This is a genomic window from Hyphomicrobium sp. CS1BSMeth3, assembly GCF_900117415.1.
Taxonomy (GTDB): domain Bacteria; phylum Pseudomonadota; class Alphaproteobacteria; order Rhizobiales; family Hyphomicrobiaceae.
In genome coordinates, this window is sequence record NZ_FPEI01000005.1 from 638,473 (window position 1) to 651,818 (window position 13,346).

At 65.8% G+C, this 13,346-nt stretch carries 9 protein-coding genes; 6 read left to right on the forward strand and 3 right to left on the reverse strand.

Translation table 11 applies throughout. The annotated features are described in order from the left end of the window. Positions 1 to 80: 80 nt before the first annotated feature. From hrpB to CS1BSM3_RS12145, 3 genes are all read right to left on the reverse strand, one after another. Positions 81 to 2,558 carry an ATP-dependent helicase HrpB gene (gene hrpB, locus CS1BSM3_RS12135; RefSeq protein WP_072387339.1) on the reverse strand — a complete coding sequence of 826 codons (2,478 nt, stop codon included), beginning with the start codon at positions 2,556 to 2,558 and terminating at the stop codon, positions 81 to 83. Positions 2,559 to 2,585: 27 nt separating this feature from the next. After that, positions 2,586 to 5,792, reverse strand: coding sequence for an efflux RND transporter permease subunit (locus CS1BSM3_RS12140; RefSeq protein ID WP_072387340.1), 3,207 nt, complete (start codon positions 5,790 to 5,792; stop codon positions 2,586 to 2,588). A gap of 157 nt (positions 5,793 to 5,949) precedes the next feature. Further along, a complete protein-coding gene (locus CS1BSM3_RS12145) occupies positions 5,950 to 6,813 on the reverse strand; it encodes a TIGR01459 family HAD-type hydrolase (RefSeq protein WP_072387341.1) in 864 nt (287 codons plus the stop codon). 321 nt (positions 6,814 to 7,134) lie between these two features. Here CS1BSM3_RS12145 and CS1BSM3_RS12150 point away from each other — a divergent pair, with 321 nt between their 5' ends. The 6 genes from CS1BSM3_RS12150 (at position 7,135) to CS1BSM3_RS12175 (ending at position 13,302) form a co-directional block, all read left to right on the forward strand. Beyond that, on the forward strand, positions 7,135 to 8,043 hold the full coding sequence (locus CS1BSM3_RS12150; protein WP_072387342.1) for a lysophospholipid acyltransferase family protein: 909 nt from the start codon (positions 7,135 to 7,137) through the stop codon (positions 8,041 to 8,043). 4 nt (positions 8,044 to 8,047) lie between these two features. Further along, positions 8,048 to 9,034: a lysophospholipid acyltransferase family protein gene (locus CS1BSM3_RS12155; protein WP_083528540.1), complete on the forward strand. Its 987-nt coding sequence runs from the start codon at positions 8,048 to 8,050 to the stop codon at positions 9,032 to 9,034. Positions 9,035 to 9,158: 124 nt separating this feature from the next. Next, entirely contained in the window at positions 9,159 to 10,211 is a 1,053-nt protein-coding gene (locus tag CS1BSM3_RS12160; protein ID WP_072387343.1) for an HpcH/HpaI aldolase/citrate lyase family protein, read from the forward strand. A 224-nt stretch (positions 10,212 to 10,435) separates the two neighbouring features. Next, the gene (locus CS1BSM3_RS12165) at positions 10,436 to 11,197 is read left to right on the forward strand and encodes an outer membrane protein (protein WP_174263678.1); all 762 of its coding nucleotides are present in this window, start codon (positions 10,436 to 10,438) and stop codon (positions 11,195 to 11,197) included. 153 nt (positions 11,198 to 11,350) lie between these two features. Then, positions 11,351 to 12,118 carry a class I SAM-dependent methyltransferase gene (locus CS1BSM3_RS12170; protein ID WP_072387345.1) on the forward strand — a complete coding sequence of 256 codons (768 nt, stop codon included), beginning with the start codon at positions 11,351 to 11,353 and terminating at the stop codon, positions 12,116 to 12,118. A gap of 47 nt (positions 12,119 to 12,165) precedes the next feature. Next, positions 12,166 to 13,302 (forward strand): THUMP domain-containing class I SAM-dependent RNA methyltransferase, encoded by a 1,137-nt coding sequence (locus tag CS1BSM3_RS12175; RefSeq protein WP_072387346.1) that lies wholly within the window; start codon positions 12,166 to 12,168, stop codon positions 13,300 to 13,302. Positions 13,303 to 13,346: the final 44 nt, after the last annotated feature.

The following is a 13,346-nucleotide window of genomic DNA, read 5'->3' on the forward strand; positions in this document are numbered from 1 at the left end:
GGGCCAAGTCACGTTCGCATCTGTTCAGGCAATCTTATGCGCGATCGGGGCGGCGGAGGCGAACCATTTTGCCGCGATACTCATGTTCCGCGCGGCTTGGCGCGGCTCGTCGGTGCGGCGGCGCGCGGATCCTCAGGCCAGAGGTGCTTCGGATAGCGCCCGCGCATCTCCGAGCGGACGTCGGCCCATGACCCCGCCCAGAAGCCTGGCAGATCTCGTGTGATCTGGATCGGGCGATGGGCCGGCGAAAGCAGGTGCAGGGTCAAGGGCAGACGACCATCGGCAATGGCCGGATGTGCGGCGAGACCGAACAGCTCCTGGACGCGAATGGCCAGAATGGGGGCGCCTTCGCTCTCGTAGTCGATGGCATGGCGGTTGCCGGTCGGCGCGGTGAAGTGGGTCGGCGCCAGCTCGTCGAGGCGTTGCCGCGCGCCCCAAGGGATCAGCGCATCGAGTGCGCTACCGAGCAGATCCGCATTGATATCCGCGAGTGAAGTTGCGCTACCGAGGAATGGCGCGAGCCAGCCCTCGGCTGTGGCGGCAAGTGCGGCATCCGAGAGATCAGGCCAATCGTTTGCGGCCCCGGCGGCGCTAACGAAAGCGACGCGGGCGCGCAACTGTTGCTGAGCCTTGCTCCACGGCAGGCGCTCAATGCCCATCCTGGCGATGCCGCGTGCGAGAACGGCGGCAATCTCGGGACCGGGCTTCGTCGGACGCGGCTCCGAGCGCAGCGTGATGGCGCCGAGCCGCTCCGTGCGCCGTGAACGAACGGCTGCAATCGCCGGCTCGAAGTCACTGGCCTCCGACAGCACAATGCGATCGGCAGCCATTGCGCGGATCCCGGCCTCATCGGTTGCCGCCGCGAGCAGGATGCGCGCCCGTGCAGCCGCGCCGGCGACCTCCGCGACGACGAGAAAAGGCGCGAGCGCCAGCGGATCGGCTGCATCCAGCGCCGCCGCCCGCCCGTTCGCCAGCAGGTACTGGCCCGATGCGCCGCGCGCCATGGCAAGCCGCTCGGGATAGGCGAGCGCGAGGAGCGCCGCGGTCGATGCCGGGCCGCGTGCGGTCGTGCGCAGATCGCTCTCGGCCTCCTTGGCCCAATTGCGGGCGAGCGCACGCATGTCGCTCGCGCGACGCGAACGATCGCGCGCGAAGGCGGCGAGGCGCTGGTCGAGATCCGTGGCATTGCCGCCAAGGCTGCGCTCGACGAGCACCGCCGCGATGTGAGCTGCGCGCGCAGCCTCGCCCATGTCCGCGGCGGCGACGATCATGCGCGCGAGGCGCGGCGGCAGGGGCAAGCGGCGTAAATGATGCCCGGCTTCCGTCAGCTTGCCCTGGGCATCGAGCGCACCGATCGTGACGAGCTCCTCGCGCGCCGCAGCCAAAGCGCCTGCCGGCGGGGGATCGAGCCACGAGAGCGTCATCGGATCGGTGACGCCCCAGGCCGCGCAATCCAGCAGCAGGCCCGAGAGGTCCGCGGCCCTGATCTCCGGCGCGCGGAAAGGCAACAGGCCCGCCGTCTGCGGCTCATCCCAGAGGCGCAGACAGACGCCGGGCTCCGTGCGGCCGGCGCGGCCACGCCGCTGATCTGCTGACGCCCGCGAAACACGCTGCGTCTCGAGGCGCGTGATGCCGACATCCGGCTCGTAACGGGGCACACGTTCGAGCCCACTGTCGACGACGACGCGCACGCCGTCGATGGTGATCGAGGTCTCGGCAATGGAGGTCGCCAGCACGACCTTGCGCTTGCCCGGCGGGGCCGGCTCGATGGCGCGAGCCTGCGTGCGGGCATCGAGAGCGCCGAACAATTGCACCACATCCACATCGGGCGGTAGCGGGCCCTCGCTGAGCCGCTCGGCCGTGCGCGTGATCTCGCCCTGCCCCGGCAGAAACGCGAGGACGGAGCCGGCTTCGCTCGCGAGAGCCGAGCGGATGGCGTCCGCCATCCTCGCCTCGATGCGGGCCCCGGTCTCCTGTCCGAGATAGCGCGTCTCGACAGGAAAGGCGCGGCCTTCGCTCGTGATGACCGGCGCGCCTTCGCCGAGAAGCTGCGCGACGCGCGCGCCATCGAGCGTCGCGGACATGATGAGAATACGCAGATCCTCGCGCAAGCCTGCACGCGCATCGAGGGCGAGGGCGAGCCCGAGATCCGCATCGAGCGAGCGCTCGTGGAACTCGTCGAACAGAACGGCGCCGATACCCGTGAGCTCCGGATCCGCGAGGATCAGTCGCGTGAAGACACCTTCGGTGACAACCTCGATGCGGGTCCGAGGACCAACGCGCGTATCGAGGCGTGCGCGCAGACCGACGCGCTCGCCGACCTTCTCGCCGAGCAGGAATGCCATGCGCTCCGCCGCCGCGCGGGCTGCGAGACGGCGCGGCTCCAATACGAGGATCTTGCGGCCCGCGAGCCACGGCGCATCGAGAAGGGCCAGCGGCACGCGCGTGGTCTTGCCGGCTCCCGGAGGCGCGACGAGAACAGCCGATGTGCCCGAGGAGAGCGCGCTCGCAATCTCGGGCAGCACATGCTCGATCGGCAGATCAGATGCGTGCGGCATCGGTCCGTTGTTCGCCGAACACACGCCCTATTCGGCGGGCGTTACCGAGGCGGCCCCGTGCCCGCTCGGACCCGCGCGCCGTCCCCGCCGCCACTCCGTGAGCTTGCGGATGACGATGTAGAACACCGGCGTGAAGACGAGGCCGAAGAGCGTGACCCCGATCATGCCCCAGAACACGGCAATGCCGAGGGCCTGGCGCATCTCGTAGCCGGCGCCCGTTGCCATATAGAGCGGCACAACGCCGAGCGTGAAGGCGAGCGAGGTCATGATGATGGGCCTGAGGCGCATACGGCACGCCTCCACCGTGGCCTCCACGATATTCTTGCCCATTTCCTCCTGCTGACGCGCGAACTCGACGATGAGGATCGCGTTCTTGGACGCGAGGCCGATCAGCACGACAAAGGATATCTGCGTGAGGATGTTGATCTCCTTCCCTTCCATCCACACGCCGAAGGTCGCCGCGAGCAGACACATCGGCACGATGAGGATGATCGAGAAGGGCAGCGCCCAGCTCTCATACTGGGCGGCGAGCGCCAGGAACACGAAGAGGACCGACAGCGCGAAGATGATGTAGCCGGTCCGGCCGGCCTTCTTCTCCTGATAGGAAAGATCCGTCCATTCGAAAGTCACGCCCGGCGGGAGTGCTTCGGCTGCGATCTTCTGCATGATGTCGAGCGCCTGCCCGGAGGACACGCCAGGGGCCGCCGTACCGTTGATCTCGACGGTCGGGAACAGGTTGTAGCGCGGCACGCGCTCGGGGCCGGATATTTCGCGGAACGTGACGAGCGAGCCGAGCGGCACCATCTGGCCGTCGGCATTGCGCACGCGGATGCGCGAGACGTTGTCGGGATCGGCACGGAAGCCCGCGTCAGCCTGCACGACGAGCTTGTAGGGCCGCCCGAACATATTGAAGTCGTTGACGTAGGCCGAGCCCATGTAGACGCGCAGCGCCTCGAATATGGTGCCGACAGGAACGCGCAGCATCTGCGCCTTCACGCGATCGACATCGACGAAGACCTGCGGCGTCGAGATCTGGAACGTGCTGAAGATATTGGAGATGCCCGGTGTCTGGCGCGCGCGCTCGATGAGATCCTGCGACGCCTTGTAGAGCGTCGCCGACCCCAGCGCCTGGCGGTCCTGCAGGCGCATGGAGAAGCCGCTCGCATTGCCCATGCCGCGCACGGCCGGCGGCACGAAAACGAGCACCTGCGCATCCTTGATCACGGCAAGGCGATTGCGGATGTCGCTGGTCATGGAATCGATGGTCAGGCCCAGCCTGTCGCGCTCGTCGTGATCCTCGAGCACGCTGAAGAGCGCTGCGGCATTCGAAGAGTTCGAGAATGTCGCACCGGATCGTCCGACGAAGCCCGACGTGTGCTTGTAGCCGGGTGTCGAGAGGATGATATCGTTGGCTTCCTTGAAGACCTCGTTGGTGCGCTCGATCGAGGCGCCCGGCGGAAGCGTCATGGAAATGGTGACGATGCCGCGGTCGGTCGCCGGAATGAAGCCCGTCGGCGTCGCCATGACGAGCATGACCGAGCCGGCCATCAACCCTGCATAGACCAGAAGCATGATGGGCGCGGTCCACGACAGGCCGCGCACGAAGTGCCCGTAGCCCCGCTCCAGCGCCCCGAAACCGCGATTGAACAGTCCGAAGCCCGCGTGCACGGGCCACATGACGATCTCGCCGACCGACTTGCGGCGATGGTGCGCCGCATCGTGATCTTCATGCGGCTTGAAGAGCCGGGCGCAGAGCGACGGTGAGAGCGTCAGCGAGACGAACACCGAAATGATCGTCGCCGTTGCGATGGTGACGGCGAACTGCCGGAAGAACGCGCCCGTGATGCCGCCGACGAAGGCCGATGGCACGAACACGGCGACGAGCACGAGGGCGATGGCGATCAGGGCGGCACCGACCTCGTCCATGGTGGCGCGCGCGGCCTCCATGGGCGAGAGGCCCTCTCGCAATCGGCGTTCCACGTTCTCGACCACGACGATCGCGTCATCGACGACGATGCCGACCGAGAGCACGAGACCGAACAACGTGAGCGAATTGATGGAATAGCCGAGGGCCAACATCACGGCGCATGTTCCGATCAACGAGATCGGGATCGCCAGCAGGGGGACGAGCGTCGCGCGCCATGTCTGGAGGAAGATGATGATCACCAGCACGACCAGTGCGATCGCCTCCAGGATCGTCTTCATGAGCGCTTTAATCGAGACCTCGATGAACTCGGTCGGATTGTAGATGATCCGATACTCGAGGCCCTTCGGGAAGTTCGGCGCGATCTGGGCCATGGTGTCCTTGACCACGCTCGCCGTCTTCAACGCGTCACTGCCGGGCGCCTGGGTCACGGCGAGCACGGTCGCCGGGACGCGGTCCATGTAGCCGTACGTGTTGTAGGAGATAGCGCCGAGCTCGACGCGCGCTGCATCCTTGAGCTTCACCGTGCGCCCGTCGGCGCCGGTCTTGATGACGATCTCCTCGAACTCGCGCGCATCGAGAAGGCGACCGCGAAGCTGCAGCGACTGCTCGAAGGCGCCCTGATTGGGCATTGGCGGCTCGCCGATGGAGCCGCCCGCGACCTGGACGTTCTGCTGACGTAGCGCGCCCAGGATTTCCTCGGCGGTGAGGTTCAGCGCCGCGATCCGTTCAGGATCGAGCCAGACGCGCATGGAGTATTCGCGCGCGCCGAACGCGTTGACCTCGCCGACGCCTGGAATGCGGGCGAGTACGTCACGCACGTTCAGCAGGGCGTAGTTCGAGATGTAGACTTGATCATATGTGCTGTCGGGCGACACCATGTGCACGACGAGCAGGAGGTCGGGCGAGTTCTTGCGCACCTGCACGCCGGATCGGCGCACTTCCTCCGGCAGGCGCGGCTCGGCCGCGGCGACGCGGTTCTGCACGAGCACCTGCGCCTTGTCGATGTCGTAGCCGACGTCGAAGGTCACGGTGATCGACATCGTGCCTTGCTGCGTCGACTGGGAGTACATGTAGATCATCCCGTCGACGCCGTTGATCTCCTGCTCGATCACGGCAGCGACGGTATCGGCGACGGTCTGGGCGCCGGCACCGGGATAGGTTGCGGACACGGTGATCGTCGGTGGGGAGATCTCGGGGAACTGGGTGACCGGCAGCCCCATGTAGGCAATGCCGCCGACGATCGTGATGAAGAGCGAGACGACGGCGGCGAAGATCGGCCGATCGATGAAGAACCTGCTGATGGGCATTCAGGAAGCACCCCGTCTATCGGCCGGGGCCGTGGCGGGCCTCCGAGCACCGTCGTGCCCAATACCTTGGGCGGAAACACGGAACTGTTAGCACGCCGCGGCGGCGTGCGCACCTTAAGGCATAGGACCTCGATGGGGTTTCTTCAGGCAGGCTGCCTCACCAGGCGAGGTGAACCATCGCTGCCACTGGGCGAGGGGCCGGCGGCGCCAGCAGATCGGCCAGACGGACGGGGTCGATAGCGCCGTTGGCCATGACGTCCTCGCGATGCAGGCCACCGGCGATGAGCAGCGCATCGACGCCAGCCCCTTCGGCCGATGCAAGGTCGGTCCGGATGGCATCGCCGATGCCGAGAACCTGGGAGGGATCCACCGGCCCGCCCAGCAGCTTGGCAGCGCGCTGAAGTGCCGTTCGATACGCGATCGGATGGGGTTTGCCGGCCCAGAATACCGGCCCGCCCCGCTCCTCATAGAGCGCAGCGATGGCTCCGGCGCAGGGCAGGAGGTCATCGCCGACGTGAACGGCAAGATCCGGATTGGCGCAGATGAACGGCAGGCGCCGCTCGAGAGCCTGTTCGAGCAGGGGGAGATAGACTTCAGGCTGCTCATGGCGATCGCGGTTGAGGCCGGTGCAGACGATGGCCTCGGCCTCATCGATGGGCGCGTGCGGCCCCGGCAGGCCCTCGAAAAAGGCGCTGTCCCGTCTTTCCGGGCCAATGCGATAGAGGCGCCTGTAGCCGGCTTCAGCGATGTGCGTAAGCGCGATGTCGCCGGAGGTTACGATGTCATCCCACACCTCGCGGACCACCGCCTTTTCGTCGAGCAGGTGGGCGACCGACGGTCCCGGGCGCGGCGCATTGGACACCAGAACGACCGTGCCGCCCGCCTTGCGAAACCGTGGCAGCGCATCGTTTGCGCCCGGATAGGCCCTGATGCCATCGTGGACGACGCCCCAGACGTCGCACAGCAGCACGCGATAGCGCTCGAGAAGCGGTCCGGCGCGCTCGATGATCGGAATGGTCATGTCTGTTGCGGAGATACCAGATGGATTGTTGCGGCGAAAGCACGCCCGTTAGTCTCTGCGGCGGCTCGGCTGGCCAGCATTTCCTGATGCGGCCGCGGAGACATAGTGACATGTAATTCGTTCATGTGACACCGCCAAAACCCACTGTTGTGGCACTGCGAAGGGTTGACGCGGCTGCCGCCTCGGCCCCATTCGGTCGCGAAAGTCCTGGCCCGAAATTCTCGGAGGTCAGCCCCGAGCACACGGGGTGGCCGCCCAGATACTAGGGCGCCATGCGCTTCGCCATCCTGAACAAGGGCGAACCCGGAGCGTCGGAGCCTCATGAACGCGCTGCTCAGGGATCTTCGCTATCGGTTGGAGTACGCGGTGCTGCGGCTCCTCGTTGGGCTCGTGCGCCTCATGCCCCTCGATACGGCGGCGAACCTCTCGGCCTGGGCATGGCAGAAGATCGCACCGCGCAGTCGGCGGCGCCATGAGCGGGCCCTGGCCAACCTCGCCATCGCCTTCCCGGAAAAGAGCGAGGCGGAGCGGGAGGCCATCGCCCGCGCCATGTGGGGGAACCTCGGGCGCGTCATGGCCGAGACCATGCAAATCGACAGGCTCATCAGCGAGCCGGATCGCATCGAGATCCTGAATCAGCAGGTTTTTTCCCGTTACAAGGACAAGCTCGGCCCGGCCATCGGCGTCTCGTTGCACATGGGCAACTGGGAGCTTGCAATTTGGCCACTGACCGTCGCGGGCGCCAATCCGGCGGCCGTCTACCGTAGTGTGAACAACCCTTATGTCGACGCTTTCCTGAGGCGCCAGCGCAAGGACCTCTATCCTGCCGGCCTGCTCGGAAAGGGGCGGATCGACGGGAGCCCGGAGGAAGGTCAAAAAACCGCGCGCATCATCATGGATTTCGTGCGCAAGGGGGGAAGACTCGGTTTGGTCTGTGATCTCTACGACAAATATGGCATGCCGGTGCCGTTCTTCGGCCAACTGGCGCCCTCGGTCGTCATCCCGGCCATGATTGCTCGCCGCGTCGGCGCGCGCATCTGGCTCGCTCGATGTCTGCGTGTCGGCAATCAGAGCCGTTTCACCATCGATATCAAAGAGCTCAAGGTGCCGCGTACGGCAAGCCAGGCCGAAGACGTGAAGTGGATCACGACGAAGATGCAGAGCGAGTTCGAGGCTTGGGTCCGGGAAGCGCCCGAGCAGTGGATGTGGTCCAACAGGCGGTGGTCCTAAAGGAATGGATCAGGTCGTACGCCCGCCGTCCGAAAGTCCGCTCGCGCAGCCACAGAGGCGTGCGGGAGCGCGTGCGCGCGACATCAAGCACCGCGTCGAGTTCGTGCTCGTCTGGATAGCAATCAAGCTCTTCCGCTTGCTGCCGATGCGCGTCGGGGTCGGCTTCGTCGCCGCCGTCTGCCGGACCGTCGGCCCATGGCTCCGCCAGAACCGGCGCGCGCTCGAAAACCTCGCCATAGCATTCCCCGATCGCAGCCCGGAGGCACACCAGGCGATCGCCCGCGCCATGTGGGCCAACATGGGCCGCGTCTTCGCCGAGACCTTTTACATCGATCGCATTCTGGCCGATCCGACACGGCTCGAGATCACGAACGAGCCGCACTGGCGCGCGGAGATGCAGGCAGCCAGCTCGCAGGTTGGCGTGACGGCGCACATCGGCAACTGGGAGCTTGCCATTTGGCCGATGACGAAGTTCGGCCTCGCACCGGCGGGCGTGTATCGGCCGCTCGCCAATCCCTACTTCGACCGCCTGCTGCGCGAACAGCGCGCGCCTCTCTATCCCTCGGGATTGCTTGGCAAGGGCGCGGAGACCGAGGCCGGGAGCGGACACAAGACGGCGCGCCTGCTCGTTGATCACGTTCGCCAGAGCGGCGCGATCGGCTTCGTCAGCGATCACTACGAACGCCGCGGCGTCGTGGTGCCGTTCATGGGACGCCACACGCGCGTCACGCCCGTCCCCGCGATGATCGCGCGCCACCTCGGCGCACGCGTATGGATGGGCCGCTGCCGCAGGATCGGCACGGAGAGCCGTTTCCGCCTCGATCTGACCGAGGTGCCGCTCCCCAAGACCAGCGCGCGCACCGCGGACACGAAGGCGCTCACCGCGGCCATGTTCGCCGTCTTCGAGGGCTGGATCCGCGAGAACCCCGAGCAGTGGATGTGGTGGAATACCCGCTGGGTCGCCGAGGCGGATACCAAGGATGAAGGTTGAGGGCTGAGGGCTTGCGCCAAGCGCCTGAGCGCTTGGCAGCCCGGCCAGATCCGTGCCTTTCGCATGTGCGAAGGCCGCGCTACAAAGAGGTCGACAGACCCACCGAGCGAGGATCAGGCGACCCATGAGCGTTACCCGCACCCCGGCAAAATTCTTCGCCCCTCTCGCGACCGGCGCTCCCGAGCCCTATCGCCAGCTTCCCGTGCGGCTCGAGCGCATGATCCACTTCGTGCCGCCGCACAATGCGAAGATCCACGCCCGTCTGCCCGAGCTGATCAATCAGGTGGACGTCGTGCTCGGCAATCTCGAGGACGCCATTCCCGCCGACCAGAAGGAGAATGCGCGGGCTGGTTTCATCGAGATGGCGGAGGCCAATGACTTCGGCAGCACGGGCCTATGGACGCGCATCAACTGCCTGAACTCGCCCTGGGGCCTCGACGACATCCTCGCGATCGTACCGGCGGTCGGCCGCAAACTCGATGTGATGATGCTGCCCAAGGTCGAAGGGCCGTGGGACATCCACTATCTCGATCAGCTCCTGGCCCAGCTTGAAGCCAAGAACGGCATCAAGAAGCCCATTCTCATTCACGCCATCCTCGAGACCGCGGAAGGCGTGAAGAATGTCGAGGCGATCGCCGTCGCCTCCCCGCGCATGCACGGCATGAGCCTCGGCCCCGCCGATCTCGCGGCATCGCGCGGCATGAAGACGACGCGCGTCGGCGGCGGACATCCTGACTATGGCGTCATTGCCGATGCGACCGCGGATGGCAGCAAGCGCGCCTTCGCCCAGCAGGATCTGTGGCACTACACGGTGCAGAAGATGGTCGATGCGTGCTTGAGCGTCGGCATCAAGCCCTTCTACGGGCCGTTCGGCGACTTCTCGGATCTCGCGGCCTGTGAGTCCCAGTTCCGCAATTCGTTCCTGCAGGGTTGTCTCGGCGCCTGGTCGCTGCATCCGACGCAAATCGACATCGCCAAGCGCGTTTTCAGCCCCGACCCTGATGAAGTCGCGTTTGCGAAGAAGATCCTCGCCGCCATGCCGGACGGCACAGGCGCCGCGATCGTCGATGGCAAGTTCCAGGACGACGCGACGTGGAAACAGGCGAAGGTGATCGTGGATCTCGCCAAGCTGGTCGCGACGAAGGACCCCGAGCGCGCGGCGCTCTACGGCTTCTAGGGCGATTTTCTCAGAACAAAAGAGCCAAACAAGGCCCACGCCGACGACCGATCGTCGGCGATCGTTGCACACCCGCTTGGCTCGGTTGGAAGCGGGACGCGTATCATATTGATATTTAACAAATATGACCGATGAACCGTGGCTGGCCGGGGACAGCCGGCCCATCTCCGCTCGGGTAAGAGGGACGCGCTCCGCGTGGAGCGAAAACCAGTTCGGGGATGCGTATGAGTATGCGTTGGATCGGGACGATTGCCCTTGGAGCGGCGCTGTGCGCTGGCGGGGCGCAGGCGAGTGAGCCGACACAGGAGGTGCTGTCTAGCTGGGCAGGGCCCTACATCGGAGCCCACATTGGATACGGCTGGGGCAAGAACGAGTGGCGCGATTTCATCGACCCGGTGAATCCGCCCAACGTCGTGCCGGGCCCGGATGCGGACTTCGCGCTCCGCGGCGTCTTGGGCGGCGGCCAGATCGGCTACAATTGGCAGTTCGGCTCCACCGTGTTCGGTATCGAAGCCGCAGCGAGCGCCGCCAACATCAATGGGACGGGCGACAACGCACCCAATCCAATCTTTGCCGGCGGCTGCCTCCAGCAGAACGACTGCAACACGAAGATCCAGGCCTTCGGCACGCTGACGGCCCGCATCGGCACGGTGGTCGACCGCGCACTCGTCTATGCGAAGGGCGGCGCGGCCTGGGGTGTGGCCAAGCACAGCACCGGCGCAAGCGATCCGGATTTCCCGAACGACCCATACGCAAACTACAGCGCTTCGGTGGATCAGACTCGCTGGGGCTGGACCATCGGCGCGGGCATCGAGTACGCGCTCGCCCCCGGCTGGTCGGCCAAGCTCGAGTACAACTACATCGACCTCGGCAAGGATCAGGCGACGTTCAGGTATCAGCCTGATCAGAGCTTCGCCGCGCGCGCCGACTCCGAGCTCAGCCTGCACACGGTCACACTCGGCGTGAACTATCGCTTCGGCGAGTGAGGAAGGTCGAGCCTCGCATTCTAGCGGTCGGTGCTGCGCCGACAGGATTGCGCGCAGTACCGATCGCCGGGACTTCAGGACGAGTCTCGGGTATCTCCTCGCCGTTGAATCGGCCAGTATGGCGTCCTGTTATGAGGACGCGAGGAGTACATAATGACTGCACCGACGACCGTCGGCTCCGGCATCCCCGCCGTCGATGCCTATCTCGAAGAGAGCTACGACAAGGTCATCGGCATGTCGTCGCGCTTCGCGGCGGGCATCTGCTGCGGGCTCATGCGCATTCAATCGGAGCTTGGCGTCAAGGGGCCGGTCGCGGAGCTAGGAGCGTTCGAGGGACGCTTCTTCATTGCCCTTGCCAAGGCGCTGCAAGATGGCGAGCGGGCGCTCGGCATCGACATCTTCGAATGGCCCAACCCACAGGTGATCGATCGTTTCGAAGCCAATTGTGTGCGCCAGGGTGTGCCGGCGGAAAAGCGCATCACGTGGAAGGCCGACAGCAACAAGATGGCGCCGGAAGAGCTGCTGGCGAAGCTCGACGGCAAGAAGGTGCGCCTCATTCATGTCGATGGCGAGCATACGCAGGCGGCACTGACCAAAGATCTGGAGCTGGCGACGGCCGTGATCGGCGATGGCGGCGTCATTGTGCTCGATGACATGCTGCATCCCGGCTATCCGACGCTCATGGTGGCCGTGCAGGCGTATCTGGACCGGCATCCCGAGATGACGGTTCTCTGCATCATCGACCGCGAGTCGATCTATGCCGCGACCAAGTTCATTCTCTGCCAGAAGACCTGGTTCAAGAAGTACGAGGCGGGCCTGCTCGACGCCTACCGCGCCAATGTCTGGCCCATGGGCTCCAACTTCGAGCCGCACTGGTGCCTCGTGCTCGCACTCGACACGCGACTTGCGCCGCTGGAGTGAAGGGGACACTTGACGCTTGGCGGTAAAGGGACGATGCCCTTGCCGCCATGCCTCCTGCTCCAGCACACAAAACCAAAACCGACCACTTCAAGATTTTCCTGGCGACTGCGCCGGGCCTGGAAGCCGTGCTGTGGGAGGAAGTGAAGTCGCTCCGCTTCAGGGCCGCGAAGCAGGTCGCAGGCGGCGTGACGGTCAACGGGAACTGGCGCGACGCCTGGCGCGCCAATCTCGAAGTGCGCGGCGCGAACAAGGTGCTCGCCCGCGTGGGCGCGTTCCGCGTCTTTCAACTCACCGAGCTCGACAAACTTGCCCGCCGCGTACCATGGGGCTCGGTTCTGCGCGCCGATGTGCCGTTCCGCGTCGAGGTGACGTGCAAGAAGTCGAAGATCTACCATTCCGGCGCAGCGGCACAGCGCATCCAGAAAGCGATCAGCGAGAGGCTTGGCGCGCCCGCCGCCGACGAAGCCGACGTTACCGTGATGGCGCGCATCGAGAACGATCTCTGCACCATCAGCGTTGATACCTCGGGCGAGCTGCTGCACAAGCGCGGCTTCAAGGTGGCCGTCGCAAAGGCACCCATGCGCGAGACCATGGCCGCGCTCTTCCTGCGCCAGTGCGGCTACGTCGGCACGGAGCCGGTCGTCGATCCCATGTGCGGATCGGGTACGTTCGTCATCGAAGCGGCCGAGATCGCCGCCGGACTGAAGCCCGGCCGCGAGCGGCACTTCGCCTTCGAGCAGCTTGCGACATTCGATGCGGCCGCGTGGGAGGAAATGCGGCGCGCAGCGCCCGAGGTGAAGCCCGCATTCCGTTTCTACGGCAGCGACCGGGATGCCGGCGCCATCGAGATGAGTCGTGCCAATGCTGCGCGAGCGGGTGTCGGCGATCTCGTCGACTTCCACCAGCACGCCATCAGCGATCTCGTGCTGCCGCCGGGACCGCCCGGCCTCGTCATCGCCAACGCGCCCTATGGCGACCGCATTGGCAACAAGAAGCGCCTCGAAGCCCTGTACCGCGCCTTCGGCGAGACGCTGCGGACCCGCTTTTCCGGCTGGCGTATCGGGCTCGTTACGGATGCCTCCTGGCTCGCCAAGGCGACGGGTCTTCCGTTCCTGCCGACGACGGCCCCGGTCGCGCACGGCGGCATACGGGTGACGCTCTTCAGGACGGAGGCGTTGCCTTAGGCAGTCCGGACAAAGCTCAGGCCAGCCCTGAATGCCCGCTATGC